The sequence below is a fragment of the Streptomyces sp. R302 genome, assembly GCF_012927245.1.
Taxonomy (GTDB): domain Bacteria; phylum Actinomycetota; class Actinomycetes; order Streptomycetales; family Streptomycetaceae; genus Streptomyces.
The window spans coordinates 634,993-652,423 of record NZ_JABBGE010000001.1; the positions used below are offsets into that span (position 1 = coordinate 634,993).

16 protein-coding genes are annotated in these 17,431 nt (G+C 74.6%); 8 read left to right on the forward strand and 8 right to left on the reverse strand.

Translation table 11 applies throughout. From position 1 onward, the window contains the following. Nucleotides 1-48: 48 nt before the first annotated feature. Nucleotides 49-1,230, reverse strand: a complete 1,182-nt coding sequence (locus HHL19_RS02855) for a helix-turn-helix domain-containing protein (protein WP_346768239.1) — start codon at nucleotides 1,228-1,230, stop codon at nucleotides 49-51. Between the two features lie 81 nt (nucleotides 1,231-1,311). Between HHL19_RS02855 and HHL19_RS02860 the strand changes: the two genes are divergently transcribed. Next, complete coding sequence (locus HHL19_RS02860; protein ID WP_169085160.1) at nucleotides 1,312-1,962, forward strand: pirin family protein; 651 nt, start codon at nucleotides 1,312-1,314, stop codon at nucleotides 1,960-1,962. Nucleotides 1,963-1,968: 6 nt separating this feature from the next. On the opposite strand, the gene HHL19_RS02865 is transcribed toward HHL19_RS02860, so the two are convergent. After that, a complete protein-coding gene (locus HHL19_RS02865; RefSeq protein WP_169085162.1) occupies nucleotides 1,969-3,150 on the reverse strand; it encodes an Ig-like domain-containing protein in 1,182 nt (393 codons plus the stop codon). 242 nt (nucleotides 3,151-3,392) lie between these two features. Between HHL19_RS02865 and HHL19_RS02870 the strand changes: the two genes are divergently transcribed. The 5 genes from HHL19_RS02870 to HHL19_RS02890 are packed head-to-tail and all read left to right on the forward strand — an operon-like array spanning nucleotide 3,393 to nucleotide 9,224. Then, nucleotides 3,393-4,568 (forward strand): peptidoglycan bridge formation glycyltransferase FemA/FemB family protein, encoded by a 1,176-nt coding sequence (locus HHL19_RS02870; protein WP_169086245.1) that lies wholly within the window; start codon nucleotides 3,393-3,395, stop codon nucleotides 4,566-4,568. After that, nucleotides 4,565-6,187: a murein biosynthesis integral membrane protein MurJ gene (gene murJ / locus HHL19_RS02875; protein WP_169085164.1), complete on the forward strand. Its 1,623-nt coding sequence runs from the start codon at nucleotides 4,565-4,567 to the stop codon at nucleotides 6,185-6,187. The genes HHL19_RS02870 and murJ overlap by 4 nt, the downstream gene beginning before the upstream one ends. A 54-nt stretch (nucleotides 6,188-6,241) precedes the next feature. Beyond that, complete coding sequence (locus tag HHL19_RS02880) at nucleotides 6,242-6,925, forward strand: response regulator transcription factor (protein ID WP_169085166.1); 684 nt, start codon at nucleotides 6,242-6,244, stop codon at nucleotides 6,923-6,925. Next, nucleotides 6,922-8,604 carry a HAMP domain-containing sensor histidine kinase gene (locus HHL19_RS02885; protein WP_346768240.1) on the forward strand — a complete coding sequence of 561 codons (1,683 nt, stop codon included), beginning with the start codon at nucleotides 6,922-6,924 and terminating at the stop codon, nucleotides 8,602-8,604. Before HHL19_RS02880 ends, HHL19_RS02885 begins: the two co-directional genes overlap by 4 nt. Next, the gene (locus HHL19_RS02890) at nucleotides 8,601-9,224 is read left to right on the forward strand and encodes a hypothetical protein (RefSeq protein ID WP_169085168.1); all 624 of its coding nucleotides are present in this window, start codon (nucleotides 8,601-8,603) and stop codon (nucleotides 9,222-9,224) included. Before HHL19_RS02885 ends, HHL19_RS02890 begins: the two co-directional genes overlap by 4 nt. Nucleotides 9,225-9,245: 21 nt before the next feature. On the opposite strand, the gene HHL19_RS02895 is transcribed toward HHL19_RS02890, so the two are convergent. Then, nucleotides 9,246-10,076, reverse strand: a complete 831-nt coding sequence (locus HHL19_RS02895; RefSeq protein ID WP_169085170.1) for a serine hydrolase domain-containing protein — start codon at nucleotides 10,074-10,076, stop codon at nucleotides 9,246-9,248. A gap of 51 nt (nucleotides 10,077-10,127) precedes the next feature. Between HHL19_RS02895 and HHL19_RS02900 the strand changes: the two genes are divergently transcribed. Together HHL19_RS02900 and HHL19_RS02905 are read left to right on the forward strand one after the other, a co-directional pair. Next, nucleotides 10,128-10,544 (forward strand): MerR family transcriptional regulator, encoded by a 417-nt coding sequence (locus tag HHL19_RS02900; protein ID WP_169085172.1) that lies wholly within the window; start codon nucleotides 10,128-10,130, stop codon nucleotides 10,542-10,544. Further along, nucleotides 10,541-11,617 (forward strand): aldo/keto reductase, encoded by a 1,077-nt coding sequence (locus HHL19_RS02905; protein ID WP_169085174.1) that lies wholly within the window; start codon nucleotides 10,541-10,543, stop codon nucleotides 11,615-11,617. Before HHL19_RS02900 ends, HHL19_RS02905 begins: the two co-directional genes overlap by 4 nt. 9 nt (nucleotides 11,618-11,626) lie before the next feature. On the opposite strand, the gene HHL19_RS02910 is transcribed toward HHL19_RS02905, so the two are convergent. The 5 genes from HHL19_RS02910 to HHL19_RS02930 all read right to left on the reverse strand — a co-directional run bounded on the left by HHL19_RS02910 (nucleotide 11,627) and on the right by HHL19_RS02930 (nucleotide 17,426). Continuing rightward, nucleotides 11,627-13,075: an acyltransferase gene (locus tag HHL19_RS02910; protein WP_240981381.1), complete on the reverse strand. Its 1,449-nt coding sequence runs from the start codon at nucleotides 13,073-13,075 to the stop codon at nucleotides 11,627-11,629. Continuing rightward, entirely contained in the window at nucleotides 13,072-14,055 is a 984-nt protein-coding gene (locus HHL19_RS02915; protein ID WP_169085176.1) for an alpha/beta hydrolase, read from the reverse strand. The genes HHL19_RS02910 and HHL19_RS02915 overlap by 4 nt, the downstream gene beginning before the upstream one ends. 146 nt (nucleotides 14,056-14,201) lie before the next feature. Further along, nucleotides 14,202-14,879 carry a response regulator transcription factor gene (locus tag HHL19_RS02920; protein WP_169085178.1) on the reverse strand — a complete coding sequence of 226 codons (678 nt, stop codon included), beginning with the start codon at nucleotides 14,877-14,879 and terminating at the stop codon, nucleotides 14,202-14,204. 49 nt (nucleotides 14,880-14,928) lie between these two features. After that, the gene (locus HHL19_RS02925) at nucleotides 14,929-16,341 is read right to left on the reverse strand and encodes a sensor histidine kinase (protein WP_169085180.1); all 1,413 of its coding nucleotides are present in this window, start codon (nucleotides 16,339-16,341) and stop codon (nucleotides 14,929-14,931) included. A gap of 110 nt (nucleotides 16,342-16,451) precedes the next feature. Next, nucleotides 16,452-17,426: a DUF4429 domain-containing protein gene (locus tag HHL19_RS02930; RefSeq protein WP_169085182.1), complete on the reverse strand. Its 975-nt coding sequence runs from the start codon at nucleotides 17,424-17,426 to the stop codon at nucleotides 16,452-16,454. Nucleotides 17,427-17,431: the final 5 nt, after the last annotated feature.

Genomic DNA, 17,431 nt, shown 5'->3' on the forward strand with positions numbered 1-17,431 from the left:
GACTAGGACGAAGAACCGTCGGGGTAATTGTCGGTGTTCGACAAAAGTCTAGGACTGGCCCTCCGCCTCGGCCAAGCGTCCGAGGATCAGTGCGATCCGCAGGGTGAAGGCGGAACGGACATCGGAGGGTGACCAGCCGGTGACGTCGGTCACACGTCGGAGCCGGTAGCGCACGGTGTTCGGGTGGACGAACAGCATCCTCGCCGCGCCTTCGAGACTGCTGGCCTGCTCCAGGTAGACACTCAGAGTTTCGAGGAGCGCCGAGCCCGCTTCCTCCAGCGGTCTGTAGATCTCCTCCACCAGCTGTTCACGCGCCGAAGGGTCGGAGGCGATCGCGCGCTCCGGCAGGAGATCGTCCGCGAGCACCGGCCGCGGCGCGTCCTGCCACGCCGTGCACGCCTTGAGCCCGGCCGCGGCGGCCTGCGCGGACCGGGTCGCCGCCAGCAGGTCGGGCACCACGGGCCCGGCCACCACGGGGCCCGGCGCGTACGGCCCGAGCAGCGCCTTCGCCACGCCGAGCGGATTGTCGGAGCCGCCCGCGATCACCACGAGCCGGTTGCCGAGCACCCCCGTGAGGACCTGCAGCTTGGCGTGCCGGGCGGCCCGCCGGATCGCCTCCACGGTCAGCTCGCTGTCGCCGTCCGGGGCGGTGCCGAGCACCACGCACACGTGCTCCGGCGAGTTCCAGCCGAGCGCGGCGGCCCGGGACACGGCGCCCTCGTCGGCCTCGCCGGACAGCACCGCGTTCACCACCAGCGACTCCAGGCGCGCGTCCCAGGCGCCCCGCGCCTCCGCCGCCTGCGCGTACACCTGGGCGGTCGCGAAGGCGATCTCCCGCGCGTACACGAGCAGCGCCTCGCGCAGCACCGACTCGTCGCCGGGCGCGGCGACGTCCTCGATCGCCACCTCCATGACCTCGATGGTCGTCCGGACCATCTCCACGGTCTGCCGCAGCGTGATCGCCCTGGTCAGCTCGCGCGGCGCCGTCCCGAAGACGTCGGTGGAGATCGCCTGCGGGGTCTCCGGGTGCCGGAACCACTCGGTGAACGCGGCGATACCGGCCTGCGCGACCAGTCCGATCCACGAGCGGTTCTCGGGCGGCATCGCCCGGTACCACGGCAGCGTCTCGTCCATGCGGGCGATGGCGTTCGCGGCGAGCCGCCCGGCGGACTGTTCGAGGCGCTTCAGGGTCGCGGGGTGCGGATGAGCGGCGTTCGTGGGTTCAGACACGGGACAAGACTGCCTCATCCGGGCGCGGACGTGCGGGGTCGGGGCGGTTTCGCCACGACGGGCCCCGCTACCGTACGTGGGATGATCCGCATCCAGCGCGCGGCCGACCGCTACCCGGGCGGCGACCCCGGGGCCGGCATCGAGACCCGGCACGCCTTCTCCTTCGGGGCGCACTACGACCCCGACAACCTCCGCTTCGGCCCCCTCCTCGCCGTCAACGAGGAGCGCCTCGCCCCCGGCGCGGGCTTCGACGAGCACCCCCACTCCCACACGGAGATCGTGACCTGGGTGGTCGAGGGCGAGCTCACCCACCGCGACACCACCGGCCACGAGACCGTCGTCCGCCCCGGCGACCTCCAGCACCTCTCGGCGGCGGCCGGCGTCCGCCACGTCGAGCGCAACGCGGCCGCCACCCCCCTGACCTTCGTCCAGATGTGGCTGGCCCCCCGGGAGCCGGGCGGCTCACCCTCGTACGACCTGATCCGCGGCCTGGAGGGCCCGTACCCCGTCCCGGCGGCGGGGGCGACGCTCCACGTCCACCGGCTCGCGGCGGGCGAGGAGACCGGCCTCCCGGCGGCCGGGACCCTCTACGTCCACGTGCTCCGGGGCGCGGTCGCCCTGGCGGGCGAGCACCTGGCGCCCGGCGACGCGGCACGCGTCACGGAGGCGGCGGGGCTGACGCTCCGGGCGGCCTCCGAGGCGGAGGCACTGGTCTGGGCGTCGGACGTCTGAGGCCCTTCAGCGCAGCGCGCTCTTCGCCTTCCAGTCGGCCCAGGACAGGTTCCATGCCCCGTACCCGTTGCCCTCGGCGACGACGCCCTTCGTGTCCGCGCCCTTGATCTCGAACGGGTCCCCGACGTTCACGCTCGCGTAGAAGGACTTCGCGTCGGCGGTGCTCATCCCGATGCACCCGGAGCTCTTGTTCGCGACCCCGAAGTTCCCCGCGTTCCACGGCGCCGCGTGCGCGTACATCCCCGACCACGTCAGCCGCATCGAGTAGTCGACCATCTTGTCGTACGCGTCGCCGAGGCCGACCGTCTCGGAGTTCATCCGGATCGTCCCCTCCTTGGCCATGAGCACGGCCGTCCCCCGCCAGGACCGCTTGTCGCCGCCCGGCGTCCCGCCCGAGACGGGGATGGTCCGCACCGTCCGCCCGTCCTTGACCAGGGAGAGCCGCTTGGTGTCCAGGTCCACCTTCACGACCTGCGCCGCGCCGACGGTGAAGCCGGTCCGGTAGTCGCGGACGAACCAGCCGTCGCCGGAGTCCGTGCCGTTCAGGTCCGCCTCCAGCGTGACCTTCGTGCCGGGCTTCCAGTACTCCCGGGGCCGCCAGTCGACCCGGTCGCGCCCGGAGTAGTCGGTGACCCAGCCCCACGACCCCTCGGTGCCGTTGGACGTCGTCACCTTCAACTGCCGTTCCACGTCCGCCTTCCGCTGCACGGGCCGGTCGAAGACGATCGACAGCGGCTGCCCGATGCCGACGGTCGTGTTCTTCCCGGGCGCCAGCGTCAGCTTGTTGACCCGATCGGCCTTCTCCGTGGCGAAGGTGGACTTCGTCGTCGTCTCCTTCCCGCCGGCGCCCCGCGAGACGACCTCGACGGTGTACGAGGCCCCCGGCGCCGCCTTGCGGTCCGAGGTCCAGCGGGCCCCGCCCGCCGCGGACTTCCCGGCGAGCCGCCCGCCGTCCGCGTCCGTGACCGTCACCGACGCGATCGTCCCGCCGGCCGCCGTCACGGTCACCTGCTTCCCGGCCTCCGGCTTGGCCACGGTCACCTTCGCGGGCGCCCCGTCCCGCGCGGCGCCGTCCGGCGGGGCGGCGGAGGGGCCGGGGCCGCTCGCCGCCTGGGCCGTACAGGCGGTGAGGGAGACGGCGAGGGCGACGGCGGCCAGGGCGGGCCGGGACGTGCGTATCGGCGGCACGGAGCACCTCCGGAAGAGGAGAGAAAAGAGTGGGATGCCCGGACTCTAGGCCGCCCGGGAGCCCCTCCGCCCCGCCGGAGGCCCATGTGACGGGCGCTGATGGGAAACGGTCATCGTCCCGTCACACACGCCGCGCGGACCCGTCTCATCCGGCTGTGAGCCTGCTGTGCGCCGCGCCACCGAGGGGCGGCCGAACCAAGGAGGCTCCCGTTGTGTCAGCGCTGCTCGTGACGCCCGCACCCGTGAAGCGCCGCCCCGCCGCCGCGCCGTCGCCCGCCGGACCGCTCCGGCTCGGCCCCGTCTCCCCGGAGGCGTACCGCGCCTTCCTCGCGGCCCGCTCCACCGGCGCGGACGGCCCCAGTTTCCTCCAACTCCCCGCCTGGGCCGAGGTCAAGGAGGGCTGGAGTCACCAACTCATAGGCTGGGGACCTGAGTCGGGTGAGCTCACCGGTGTCGCCCTCGTCCTGCTCCGGACCTTCCCCGGCACCCGCAAGCACTTCGCCTACCTTCCCGAGGGGCCGGTCGCCGACTGGGCCGACCCGGACCTCGACCGCTGGCTCGACCCGCTCCTCGCCCATCTGAAGGCCTCCGGCGCCTTCGCCGTGCGCATCGGGCCCGGCCCCGCCCACCGCCGCTGGACCGCCGCCACCGTCAAGGCCGCCACCGGTCCCGGCCGCCGCCTCGGCGACGTCCTCGCCGACGAGGTCGACCCGCTCGGCACCGCCGTCGCCGAACGGCTCCGCGCCCGCGGCTGGAAGCGCTGCGGCGGCGACTCCGAGGACGGCGCGGACGCCCAGCCCCGCCACGTCTTCCAGGTCCCGCTCACCGGCCGCACCCCCGACGACCTGTGGTCCGGCCTCAACCAGGAGTGGCGGCGCAACGTCCGCAAGGCCCGCAAGTCCGGCGTCGAGATCACCGTCGGCTCCGCCGCCGACCTGCCGGAGTTCCACCGGCTGCTGCGCATCACGGAGGAGCGCGACGGCTTCCGCCTCGGCCGCTCCCTCGCCTACTACGAGCGCCAGTACGCCGTCCTCAACGCCGAGCACGCCGGCCGGATGAAGCTCTACCTCGCCCGCCACGAGGGCGAGATCCTCGCCGCCCACACCATGGTCACCGTCGGGAAGCGGGTCTGGTACCAGACCGGCGCCTCCGCCGACCACCGCCGCGAAGTCCGCCCCTCCAACGCCCTCCAGTGGCGGATGCTGCTCGACGCCCACGCCCTCGGAGCCGACGTCTACGACCTCCGCGGGGTACCCTCCACCCTCGATCCGGACGACCGCGCACACGGGCTGCTCCGCTGGAAGCTCGGCACGGGCGGACAGGTCGTCGAGACGCTGGGGGAGTGGGAGACACCGATGCACGGCACGACCAACCAGGCGCTGTACCGCGCCTTCCAGGCCTATCTGAACCGCCGATGAGCGCCGGCACCACCCTCGCCCCGCCCGCGCCGTCCCGGCGCAAGCCCGCGTCCGCGCTGCGCAGCGGCGCCCTCATGGCGGCCGGCTCGCTCGTCTCCCGCGCCACCGGCTTCGTCCGCGCCGCCGCCGTCGCCGCCGCGCTCGGCGCGGGCGCGGTCGCCGACGGCTACGCGGTGGGCAACTCCGTCCCCACCATCGTCTACACGCTGCTCCTCGGCGGCGCCCTCAACGCCGTCTTCGTGCCCGAGCTGGTCAAGGCCGCCAAGGAGCACGAGGACGGCGGCGCCGCCTACACCGACCGGCTCCTCACCCTCTGCGGCCTCGCCCTCGCCGTCCTCACCGCCGGCGCCGTCCTCGCCGCGCCCGCGCTCGTCGACGGCTACACCGACTACGACGGCGGCCAGCGGGACCTGACGATCGCCTTCATGCGCGCGTGCCTCCCGCAGATCCTCTTCCTCGGCCTCTTCACCCTCCTCGGCCAGGTCCTCAACGCCCGCGGCCGCTTCGGCGCCATGATGTGGACCCCGGTCCTCAACAACGTCGTGGTCGTCGCCGTCTTCGGCCTCTTCCTCGCGGTCAGCGACGGCGGCGAACTGACCGCCGGGGAGACCGCGCTCCTCGGCTGGGGCACCACCGCCGGCATCGCCGTCCAGGCCCTCGCCCTGCTGCCCTCGCTGCGCGCCGCCCGCTTCCGGTTCCGGCCCCGCTTCGACTGGCGCGGCAGCGGCCTCACCGCCCCGCTGCGCGCCGCCGGCTGGCTCGTCCTCCTCGTCCTCACCAACCAGGCCGCGTACTGGGTCACCACCTGGGTCGCCACCTCCGCGGGCACGGACATGGCCACCGGAGGCTCCGGCCTCGCCGCGTACAACAACGCCTATCTGCTGTGGGCCGTCCCGCACGGCATCGTCACCGTCTCCCTCGTCACCGCCCTCATGCCCCGGATGAGCGGCGCCGCCGCCGACGGCGACCTCGCCGCCGTCCGCCGCGACGTCGGCTACGCGCAGCGCACCACGGCCGCCGCCGTCGTCCCCGCCGCCTGCGCCCTCTTCGCCCTCGCGGGCCCGCTGATGTCGGTCGTCTTCGGGTACGGGGCGACCGACGCCGCCGACGTCCGCGCCATGGCCTGGACGCTCACCGCCCTCGCCCCCGGCCTCATCGCCCTCTCCGGGCAGTACGTGTGCACCCGCGCCTTCTACGCCCTCCGCGACACCCGCACCCCCTTCCTGCTCAACCTGGTGATCGCCGGACTCAACGCGCTGCTCTCCCTCGCCGCGTACCACTGGCTGCCCTCCCGCTGGATGGTCACCGGCATGGCCGCCGGCTACTCGCTCGCCCTCTGGGCGGGCTGGGGCCTCACCGCGTACGTCCTCCGGCGCCGCCTGCCCGCGGCCGACGACGGCGGCACCGGCCTCGGCCGGCTGCTGCTCGCCGCCGTCCCCGCCACCGGCTACGGCCTCTTCGCCGCCGACGGAACCGCCTTCGCCGGCGCCGTCGTCTCCGGTCTCGCGGGCGCGGCCGCCGTCCTCGGCTCCTTCGTCCTGCTCGCCGGGCCGCTGCGCCTCACCGAGGTCTCCGCCCTGCTCAAGACCGCCGCCGGCCGGCTCACCCGCCGGTCCTGACCACCGGGGCTCCCCTCCCGCGGGGGGCCTCCACGACCCTGGGATACTCCACGAATGCCTCGCGTGCTCCTCATCGAAGACGACCCCTCGGTCCGCGAAGGCGTCGAGCTCGGGCTCCGGCGCCGCGGGCACGAGGTGCGCACCGCCGCCACCGGGGAGGCCGGGCTCGCCGCCCTCGGCGAGTTCCGCCCCGACCTGCTGCTGCTCGACCTGATGCTGCCCGGCATGAACGGCGTCCAGGTCTGCCGCCGGGTCCGCGAGGACAGCCAGCTCCCGATCATCATGCTGACCGCCCGCGGCGACGACTTCGACGTCGTCATCGGCCTGGAGGCGGGCGCCGACGACTACATCGTCAAGCCGGCCCGCACCGAGGTCATCGAGGCCCGCATCCGGGCCGTGCTGCGCCGCATCGAGGACGTCGGCGGCGGCCGCCCCGCCGTCGAGCACCACGGCGCCCTCGCCGTCGACCGGGCCGGTCTCACCGTCGCCAAGAACGGCGAGCGCCTCGCCCTCGCCCCCTCCGAGCTGAAGCTCCTGCTCCACCTGACGGCCGCTCCCGAGCAGGTCTTCAGCCGCCAGCAGCTCCTGGAGCACGTCTGGGAGCACAACTACCACGGCGACGCCCGCCTGGTGGACGCCTGCGTGCGCCGCCTCCGCGCCAAGATCGAGGACACCCCCGGCGAGCCCCGCTACATCCAGACCCTGCGTGGCTTCGGCTACCGCTTCGGACCCCTGTGAAGACCTGCATACCCGGCGAGGAGCCGGGCACGGGGCACGAACACGGACCGACGGCGTACGCACCCGCCGCCGGGCCGATGGCGTACGAACCCGCCGCCGGGCCCGCGTACGGCACCGCCCGGGAGACCGCTGTCCGCGAGAGCTCCGTCCGCGAGAGCTCCGTCCGTGAGACCTCCGTCCGCGAGACCGAGGCCCGCCGGGAGGAGGCGCCCGGGCAAGCCCGGCGGCGGGTCAGGGCGCGGGGGCGCCGGCCCCGGCCGTTCGGGCTGCGGACGCGGCTCGTCTTCGCGTTCCTGCTCGTCGCGGCCGTCGGCTGCGGCACCACCGCCGCGCTCACCTACCGGGCCGCCCGCAGCGCCATCCTGGAGCAGACGCAGAACACCGCCGTCTCCGCCTTCCGCCAGCAGGTCGAGGACCTCAACATCACCCTCCCCCTCGACGAGGGCTCGCTCCGCGACCGGCTCCTCCACATCGCCCGGCAGGGCAAGCCGCGCCCCTGGCGGGTCTACGCCGAGTACGGCACCCTCCGCGTCTCCTCCACCGACCGCCCCACCTCCTCCGTCCTCACCCCGGAGCTGCGGGCCCGCGCCCACGCGCGCGAGGGGACCCCGCACACCGGCTTCCAGCGCGTGGTCACGAACGGCACCCCGTATCTGACGATCGCCGTCCCCGCCGTCTTCCTCACCCAGGTCGGCGGCGACCCGCGGCCCACCGGCCTCGTCCTGTACGCCGTGATGGAACTGCGCGAGGACGAGGCCAACATCGAGGCGCTCGTCACCGCCGCCCGCGACGGCGCCCTGCCCGCCCTCGCCATCGCCCTGATCCCGGCCCTGATCGCCGCCCGCGGCGTCCTGCGCCCGGTCCGCGAACTCCGCCACGCCGCCGCCAGCATGGGCCGCGGCCGGCTCGACACCCGCATCCACGCCAAGGGCAGCGACGAACTCGCCGACCTGGCGCGCACCTTCAACGAGTCCGCCGCCGAACTGGAGCGCTCCGTCACCGAACTGCGCCGTGCCGAGGCCCGCGCCCGCCGCTTCGCCTCCGACGTCTCGCACGAACTGCGCACCCCGCTCGCCGGGATGCTCGCCGTCACCGAGGTCCTCGACGAGGACGCCGGCACCCTCGACAGCGACACGGCCCGCGCGGTCCGGCTGATCAGCGCCGAGACCGTCAAGCTCGCCGTGCTCGTCGAGGACCTGATGGAGATCTCCCGCTTCGACGCCCGCGCCGCCGAACTCCACACCGACGAGGTCGACGTCGCCGACTGCGTCCGCGAGACCCTGAGCAGCCGGCACTGGACGGACCCCGAGCAGGTCCGCGCGGTCCTCGGCGAGGGCATCAGGGCCCGGCTCGACCCCCGCCGCTTCGACGTCGTCGTCGCCAACCTGGTCGGGAACGCGCTGCGGCACGGCCGCGCGCCCGTCACCGTCCGGGTGTCCGCCGACGGCGGGTCCACACTCGTCGTCGAGGTCTCCGACCGGGGCCCCGGCATCCACCCGGACGTCCTGCCGCACGTCTTCGAGCGCTTCTTCAAGGCCGACCCGGCCCGCACCCGCTCGGCCGGCAGCGGCCTCGGCCTGGCGATCACCCAGGAGAACGTCCGGCTGCACGGCGGCACCGTCGGGGCCGCCAACGACCCGGCGGGCGGCGCGGTGTTCACGGTGAGGATCCCGCTGTGAGGCGCCGGACGGCGCTCTTCGCGGCGCTGCTCGCCGCCCTGCCGCTCGCCGCCGGCTGCGGCATCCAGGGCAGCGACGTCGTGGAGGCGGGCGGCGCGCCGACCGTCGTCGTCCAGCCGGTCCCCGAGAGCCGGATGCTGCTCTACTTCCTCGGCCCCCACGGGGAGCCGATGCCGGTCTCCCGGGACACCGACATCACCTTCGTGCCCGTCCCCGAGCGGACCGCTTCGGAGGGCGGCCCGGGAGCGGACGACGCGTCCGCCTCCTCCGAAGGGGTCGGCCTCGGCTTCGAGTCCGACGACGACCCCCCGCACGGCTCCGCCCCGGCCACCATGAAGGTGCTCGCCGCCCTGCTCGCCGGGCCCGGCGGCGCCGAGTTCCAGGCGGGCATCACGACCGAGCTGCCCCAGAGCCGCGAGCTGATCCGCGTCGAGTCCGAACTCGCGGGCGGGATCCGGCTCCGCACCCCGTTCGCGGCGCGCGAGCTGTCGCGGGGCGCGGTCGTCCAGCTGGTGTGCACGGCCGCCCACGCCGTGGACCGCTCCGGCACGCTCCCGGTGACCGTCGAGGGCCCGGACGGTGTCCTCCCGGCCACCACCTGCGAGGCCGCGGCCCGCTGAGGCGGCAGTGGACGTCGTGGGTCAGCGCCGCAGGTCGGCGAGGACCGCGTCCGTGAACGGCGTCCACGCCTCGATCGCCCACGGCCCGAAGGCCCGGTCGGTGAGCGCCACACAGGCGGCCCGCACGTCCGGGTCGATCCACAGGAAGGTGCCGGCCTGGCCGAAGTGGCCGAAGGTGCGCGGCGAGGAGGTGGTGCCGGTCCAGTGCGGCGACTTGGCGCTCCGGATCTCGAAGCCGAGCCCCCAGTCGTTGGGCCGCTGGTGCCCGTAGCCGGGCAGGATGCCGGTGAGCCCGGGGTACGTGACGGTCATCGCGTCCAGGACCGTGCGGGCGTCGAGCAGCCGGGGCGCCTGCACCTCGGCCGCGAACCGCACCAGGTCGTCCACGGTCGACACCGCGTCCTTGGCGGGGGAGCCGTCGAGCGAGGTGCTCGCCATGCCCAGCGGCTCCAGGACCGCCTGGTGGAGGTAGTCGGCGAAGGGGATGTCGGTGGCCTTGGCGACCAGATCGCCCAGGACCTCGAAGCCGGTGTTGGAGTAGATCCGGCGGGTGCCCGGCGCGGCCTGGACACGGTTCTCGTCGAACGCGAGCCCGGAGGTGTGGGCGAGCAGGTGCCGCACGGTCGCGCCCTCGGGCCCGGCCGGCTCGTCGAGGTCGATCGCCCCCTCCTCGTACGCGACGAGGACCGCGTAAGCCGCCAGCGGCTTGGTCACCGAGGCGAGCGGGAAGCGCTGCCCGGTCGGGCCGTGGCTCCCGGCCACCGTGCCGTCCGCGCGGACCACGGCCGCCGCCGCGGTGGGGACGGGCCAGTTCTCTATCGCCGCCAGGCTGGGCAGGCTGCTGCTCTCCATGGGGCCGAGCCTACTTGCTTGGAGTGCACTCCAACCTTTTAGCGTGGGGGAATGAGCGTGACCGAGAGCACCCCCCGGCCGTCGGCCGCCCGCAAGGACCGCTACACGATCAGCGAGGTCGCCGCCCTGACCGGACTCACCGCGCACACCCTGCGCTGGTACGAGCGGATCGGCCTCATGCCGCACGTCGACCGTTCGCACACCGGGCAGCGCCGCTTCACCGAGCGGGACCTGACCTGGCTGGACTTCGTCGGCAAGCTCCGGCTGACCGGGATGCCCGTCGCGGACATGGTCCGCTACGCCGAGCTGGTCCGGGAGGGAGAGCACACCCACGGGGAGCGCCGGGCCCTCCTGGAGGCCACCCGGCGGGACGTGCTGACCCGGATCGACGAGCTCCGGTCCACGCTCGCCGTGCTCGACCTCAAGATCGACCACTACGGAACCATCTGCGGAGGTACCCCCTCATGACCGAGACGACCGAGACGACCGAGACGACTGACAGGACCGGGAAGACCGACAGGACCGGGAAGATCGACACCGTACGGCTCGGACCCGGTCAGGACGGGCCGGAGACCGGCGTCCAGGGCTTCGGCGCCATGGGCATCAGCGAGTTCTACGGCGCCACCGACGAGGCCGCCGCCCGCGACACCCTCGACGCGGCCCTGGAGGCCGGCGTCACCCTGATCGACACCGCCGACATCTACGGCAGCGGGGCCAACGAGGAGTTCCTCGCCCCCTTCGTCGCCGCCCACCGCGACGAGATCGTCCTCGCCACCAAGTTCGCCATCGAACGCGACCCGGAGCGGCCCTCGCACCGGGGTGTCCGCAACGACCGCGCCTACATCCGGCAGGCCGTCGAGGGCAGTCTGCGCCGCCTCGGCACCGACACCATCGACCTCTACTACATGCACCGCCGCGACCCGGCCGTGCCGCTCGCCGAGTCCGTCGGCGCGATGGCCGAGCTGGTCGCCGAGGGCAAGGTCCGCCACCTCGGTCTGAGCGAGGTCACCGGGCCCGAGCTGCGGGAGGCGTACGCCATCCACCCGATCACCGCCCTCCAGTCGGAGTGGTCGCTCTTCTCCCGGGACGTCGAGCGCTCCGCCGTGGCCGCCGCCGCGGAGCTCGGCGTCACCTTCGTCCCGTACTCGCCGCTCGGCCGGGGCTTCCTCACCGGCGCCTTCGCGGACGCCGGCAAGGACCTCTCGGACAGCGACTTCCGCCGCCACCAGCCCCGCTTCACCGGCGAGAACGCCGAGCGGAACGCGGCCCTCCTCGACCCGGTCCGGAAGATCGCCGCCGCCCACGGGGCGACCCCCGCGCAGATCGCCCTCGCCTGGGTCCAGCAGCGCGCCGCCGTCCACGGCCTGACGGTCGTCCCCATCCCCGGCACCCGCAAGCGGTCCCGCCTGGAGGAGAACGCCGCCGCCACCCGCATCACCCTCACCGCCGCCGAACTCGCCGCACTGGAGCCCCTCGCGGGCCTGGTCGCCGGCGACCGCTACCCGGACATGAGCTTCACCTCGGTGAGCCGGGAGGTCTGAGCGGCGCGTCTAGGCCAGCCCCAGCGCGAAGACCGCGAACCCCGCCGCGAGCACGCCCGCGAGGGCGCGGCGGGCCGGGCCGGTGCGCGCCCACGGCGACTCGAAGCCGCGCGCGTACCGGCCGATCAGCACAAGCAGTCCGGCGAAGACCGGCATCCAGGCCAGCCGGGCCAGGATCCAGCCGACGGAGTCCGGCGCCCCGACGAGACCGGGCACCTCGCCCAGGTACGAGGCGGGGACCGCCGCCGCGAGCATCGCGGTCTGGTGCCAGCACAGGATCGTCATCGCCGACAGGTTGATCACGACGACCGGCGCCCACAGCGCGGGCCGCCGCAGCCACCGGCCGAGCCGGTCCCGCAGCAGGATCGCGGCCCCGCTCTGGAGCGCGGCGAGCGCCAGGACGAGCAGCGACGGCGGGTGCGAGTTGGTGCGGGCCTCGCCGGGCACGCCGACCATCGACGACGGGTAGCCGAAGACGAGCAGGAGGACGGCGAAGAGCGCCGCCCCGCCGAGCAGCAGCCCCCAGGCGTGCCGGCGGTTCACCCGCCCCTCGCCCCAGGCGGTGCCGAGCTGGTACGCGAAGAGCCACCCCGGCAGGATGTTCAGCAGGCTCAGCCAGGACGGCACGGCGTCCGCGTACGGGCCGTACCGCAGGAAGTCCACGACGGCGACCGAGCCGAGCAGCGGGGCCGCCGCCCACACCCCGAACCGGCGCGCGGCCCGCACGCACAGCGGGGTCAGCGCCGTCACCACCGTGTACACCCCGACGAACCACAGCGGCTGGACCACCAGCGTGGACGCCGTCCGCAGGGTGTCCACCGGCATCCCGAACCCGTGGTGCAGCAGCGGAAGCAGCGCCGCCCACACCGCCGTCACCCCGAGCACCGGCCGGCCGAGCCGGGCGAGCCGCCCGCCGAGCCAGGCGCGGGTGGTGCCGGTCCGGCGGCGGAAGGAGAGGGCGGAGGCGTACCCGCCGACCAGGAAGAAGATCCCCAGCATCTGGAGGATCCAGCTCGCCGGGGCGAGCGCGCCGAAGGCGGCGAGCGGCGAGGCGTTGTGGATCGCGCCGTCGGCGGAGAGCGTGAACCCGCCGAGCAGCCAGTGCCCGGTGGGCACGGCGAGCAGCGCCAGGGCGCGGAGCCCGTCCACGGCCCGGTCGCGATGGCCCGGAGTACCGGCCTCGATCCTCCGCACGAGCGCCCTGACCGGAGCGAGGGCCTGTGAGGGAGCGGGCGCTTTCACCGGAGCGGGTGCCGTCGCGGGAGCGGCCGTCTTCACCGGAGCGGGTGCTTTCACGGGCGTGGGCGTCGTCGCCGGAGCGAGGGCCTTCGAGGGAGCGGGCGTCGTCGCCGGAGCGGGTGCCGTCGCGGGGGCGGCCGTCGTCGCCGGAGCGGGTGCTCTCACGGGCGTGGGCGTCTCCACCGGAGCGAGGGTCTGCGCGGGAGCGGGCGTCTTCATCGGACGTCCCCCTCGGCGATCGCGGCGAAGGCGCGCAGCGACGAGGTGCCGGGCGCGAAGTAGCCGTCGTGGCCGGCCGCGTCGCCCGCCGGCACGGCCCGCGCTCCGAACTCGGGCGCCGTGGGGTCGGTGCCGTGCCCGTACCCGCCCACCGACACGTACGGCACCCGGTCGATCCAGTCCGTCGGGTCCTTCGCCGCCCACACCCGCGCCGTGGTCCGCAGCGCCGCCGCGTTCTCCGCCCGCATGCCGGGGGAGCCGAACACCACCAGGTCCTTGGCCTTCAGGCCGTGCGCGGCGAGCCCGCAGACCACGGAGCCGTAGCTGTGGCAGAACAGGGACGGCTCGGGGCGCACCCCGGCGGCCCGCAGCCCCTCCGCGAAGCGGGTGAGGCGCTCGGCGCCCGCCTCCGCCAGGTCGCCCGCGGCGGCGTCGAGTCCGACGCCGAGCGGGGTGGTGTAGCCGGCCCAGGCGACGACGGCGGTCCCTCCGCCGGTGGCTTCGCGCAGGGCGGTGGCCTTCCGGGTGAGGGAGTCCATCCGCCCGGCGTCGACGTCCGAGCCCGGCACGAGGACCGCCACCCGCTCGGCCGTCGCCAGGTCCCCGTAGACCAGGACCGTCTGGCCCCGGCCCCGGGAGTCGTGCGCGAGGACCCGCGCCCCGGGGAAACGGCCGGGTGCGATACGGGAGTTGGCCTCGTAGCGCAGCTCCAGCGGCGTCCCGTCCAGGTTTCCGACCACGGTCGGGTGGGCCCGTACGAGCTCCTGCCGCTCCTCGGGGGCGAGTCCGGCGAAGAAGCGGGCGATCCCGGCCGGGTCCGTCCGCTCCGGGTCCGGCAGGCCCGCCGCCCGCCACTCGGCGGTGCCCGGCGGCGGCCCGGTGACCGGCTCCTGCGCGGTCCCGGACGCCCAGCCCGCCGTCCCCGCCACGACCGCCGTCACCATGACGGCGGTCACCAGGCTCCTCGTGATGCGGCCCATGCCGTCCTCCCTCTCTCGTCGTCGGCCTGTCGGCGAGAGGAAGGTAGGAAGGGGGTGGGTGACGGCACGTCACACCGGGGAGCCAACTCCCGTGCCATACCCGGGTAGGGGGTGGACGAGGTGACCGCCCCCGGCGGGAGGTGGGGCTAGCCCCCGGGGGTCACCAGGCCCGACTCGTAGGCGAAGACCACCGCCTGGGCGCGGTCCCGCAGGTCGAGCTTGGCGAGCACCCGCCCGATGTGGGTCTTCACGGTCTGCTCGGCGAGCACGAGCCGCTCCGCGATCTCCTGGTTGGAGAGCCCCCGGGCGATCAGTTCGAGCACCTCGGTCTCACGCGGTGTCAGACCGTTGAGCCGCAGCGCCGTCACGTCCTTGCGGGCGGCGGGGCGGGTCGCGGCGAAGTCGGCGATGAGCCGCCGGGTCACGGACGGGGCGAGCAGCGCGTCGCCGGCCGCCACGATCCGTACGGCGGCGATCAGGTCGGCCGGCGGCGCGTCCTTGAGCAGGAACCCGGACGCCCCGGCCCGCAGCGCCTCGTACACGTAGTCGTCGACGTCGAAGGTGGTCAGCATCAGCACCTTGGGCCGGTGCACCACCCCGGCCGGCGGGTGCAGGATCTCCCGCGCCGCCGCGAGCCCGTCCAGCTCCGGCATCCGCACGTCCATCAGCACCACGTCGGGGTGGACGGCCCGCGCCACCTCGACGCCCTGCCGCCCGTCCGGGGCCTCCCCGACCACGTCGATGTCGGCCTGGGCGGCGAGGAGCGCGGCGAACCCCGCACGCACCATGGCCTGGTCGTCCACGATGATCACCCGAATGGTCACACGACACCCTTGCTGACGAGCCGACGGGAAGTCCCCTGCCCGACCGACTCTAGTTCGGGTCCGGGCTGGTATTCGTACCCGTATCCGCACCCGTGTCCGCGTCCGAGCCCGAGCCCGAGTCTGCGCCCGTCTGCGTGTCCGCGTCCGCCGGTCCCAGGGGCAGGAGGGCCGCCACGCGGAAGCCGCCGTCCGGCAGGGGGCCGGTGTCGAGGGTGCCGCCGGTGAGCCGGACGCGTTCGCGCATGCCGACGAGGCCGTGCCCGGTCCCCGCGCTCTCCAGCGGCGAGACCGGCTCCGTGGCGGGCCCGTTGACCACCAGGACGGTCAGGCTGCCGGAGCCGTCCTCCCGCACCGACACCCGGGTCGGCGCGCCCGGCGCGTGCCGTACGACGTTGGCGAGTGCCTCTTGCACGATGCGGTACGCGGAGAGGCCCACGGCCTGCGGCACCTCGGTCCGCCCGTCCGCGAGCTCCGCCGCCAGCGACAGCTCGGCCGGAACCCCGGCCCGTACGGTCGCCTCCACCAGCTGCTGGAGCCGTTCGAGCCCGGGCTGCGGGGCCCGCTCGCCCTCGCTCCCGTCGCTGCGGAGCACCGCGAGCAGCCGTCGCATCTCGGCCAGCGACTCCCGCGCGCCGCCCGCGATCGAGGCGAACTCCTCGCGGGCCGCCTCGGGGAGCCCGGGGATCCGGTACGGCGCGGAGTCCGCCTGCACGGTGATCACCGACATGTGGTGCGCGACGACGTCGTGCAGCTCGCGGGCGATCCTGGCCCGCTCCTCCAGGAGCGTGCGCCGGGCCCGTTCGGCCTCGCTGATGGTCTCCTGCTCGGCGAGCCTGCGCTGCGCCTCGCCGCGGGCCCGGAACGAGGAGGCCAGGAGCAGCAGCACGCCGCTCAGCACGAAGAGCAGCGTGGTGACCCCGGATTGGCCGTACGGCCGGACGAGCTCCAGGAGGTAGCCGGCCGCGCCGGTCGCCAGCCACACCCCGACGAGGGTGCGGCGCGGCTCGCGCAGACCGAGGGCGAGCATCAGCGCGCAGTAGCCCACCACCGCCGGCGGCGTCCACGGCCACAGGCGGGCGTGCGGGCCGTCGGAGGCCAGCAGGACCAGCGCCCCGGCGATGTCGGCGGGGAACACGACCCACCAGGCCTGGAGCGGCCGGGTGGTGGCGAGCAGCAGCGGCGCGGTCTGCGCGGTGGCGAGCGCCCCGGCGAGGGCGCCGGGCACGCCGTAGTCGGTGATGAGCAGATGGACGGTGACCGGGAGCAGGGAGGCGACGAGGGCGACCCCGAACGCGTACGGCAGCAGCCGCGCCCAGCGGGACGAGGCGCCGCCGAAGGGTGCGGCGCCCGGCGCGGCGGGGGTGGCGAAGGTGGCTTCCAGTGCCTGGAGGGCGGGGCGTGACCAGGTCTGGAGCCGCACCGCGAGCCGGCCGGGGCGCGGTCGCTTCTCGAACGCTTTCATGTCGGGTCAGCCTAGGTTCGCGGCCCGGCCCCGTCGTCGTACCAGGGGGTCGATCCCGCACAGGACCCTGGTATGACCTCCCGGGAGCCGCGGGACGACTCGGGGGCGTACTACAGCTCGGCGAGCAGTTCCGTCTTCTTCGCCGCGAATTCCTCGTCCGTGACGAGGCCCGCCCGATGCAGTTCACCGAGGTGCCGAATCCTTTCGGCAATGGCCCCGGGGTCCCCGTGCGCCGCGCTGCGCGCCCCCGCGGGGACCGGCGCGCGGTCCTTGGCGCGGATCGCCGCGAGGACCGCCGCCGCGAACGGCAGGGAGTCGTGCACCGGGCCGTAACCGAGTCCGAAGACCACCGACGCCGGATCGTGGTCCGGCCGCTCGGGCCGGGGCGCGCCGCCCCGGGGGAGCAGGCGCAGGAACCCGCCGGGGGAGTCGGGGCTGCGCCACTCGACCCCGCTCAGCTCCCGTACCGGGAAGACCTGGTCCCCCGTCTTCCACTTCTCCGAGGTGGCCATCGTCGACGACCAGCGGAAGGTGACCTCGGACGTGCCGTCGAACGTCGCCTTCCCGTCGTACGCCTTGAAGGAGACCGGCCCCTGCGGCGCCGCGACCAGGAAGCCCGAGTCGAAGCGGTCCAGCGGATCGAACGGGTCCGAGGGATCCGACCGGTCCAGTGGATCCAACCGGTCCAGCGGATCCGGCCGATCCAGTGGATCCAACCGGTCCAGCGGGTCCACGGGATGCGACGGCCCCCCGGGGATCACCGCCGCCAGCTCGTCGCGCAGCCGGGAGGCGAGCTCCTCGCGGTCGGCGGGCAGCGCGAGCCGATACGGGTCGCAGGTCTCCTTCAGCTGCCCCGCGGCCGCCTCCATCAGCGGATCGGCGCCCGGCCGCGGCACGGCGTGCAGCACGACGGTGCCGCGCCTGCCCGGCGCGAGCGTCGCCGCGGACAGCGCCTCATACGGCACGCGTCGCTCGCGCAGCGCCTGGAACAGCCTCGGCGTACGGATCCCCCGTTCGAAGCGGATGACGAGGGCGTCGCTCTCGAACTCCCAGGTGGCATGAATTCCGGCCAGCACATCACCCATACGCC

What these genes read in the sequence shown, in the direction of transcription:
- HHL19_RS02860 (WP_169085160.1), top strand. Translation starts at nt 1,312, where the DNA reads ATGATCCGCATCCAGCGCGCGGCCGACCGCTACCCGGGCGGCGACCCC.
- murJ (WP_169085164.1), top strand. Translation starts at nt 4,565, where the DNA reads ATGAGCGCCGGCACCACCCTCGCCCCGCCCGCGCCGTCCCGGCGCAAG.
- HHL19_RS02880 (WP_169085166.1), top strand. Translation starts at nt 6,242, where the DNA reads ATGCCTCGCGTGCTCCTCATCGAAGACGACCCCTCGGTCCGCGAAGGC.
- HHL19_RS02895 (WP_169085170.1), bottom strand. Translation starts at nt 10,076, where the DNA reads ATGGAGAGCAGCAGCCTGCCCAGCCTGGCGGCGATAGAGAACTGGCCC.
- HHL19_RS02900 (WP_169085172.1), top strand. Translation starts at nt 10,128, where the DNA reads ATGAGCGTGACCGAGAGCACCCCCCGGCCGTCGGCCGCCCGCAAGGAC.
- HHL19_RS02905 (WP_169085174.1), top strand. Translation starts at nt 10,541, where the DNA reads ATGACCGAGACGACCGAGACGACCGAGACGACTGACAGGACCGGGAAG.
- HHL19_RS02910 (WP_240981381.1), bottom strand. Translation starts at nt 13,075, where the DNA reads ATGAAGACGCCCGCTCCCGCGCAGACCCTCGCTCCGGTGGAGACGCCC.
- HHL19_RS02915 (WP_169085176.1), bottom strand. Translation starts at nt 14,055, where the DNA reads ATGGGCCGCATCACGAGGAGCCTGGTGACCGCCGTCATGGTGACGGCG.
- HHL19_RS02925 (WP_169085180.1), bottom strand. Translation starts at nt 16,341, where the DNA reads ATGAAAGCGTTCGAGAAGCGACCGCGCCCCGGCCGGCTCGCGGTGCGG.
- HHL19_RS02930 (WP_169085182.1), bottom strand. Translation starts at nt 17,426, where the DNA reads ATGGGTGATGTGCTGGCCGGAATTCATGCCACCTGGGAGTTCGAGAGC.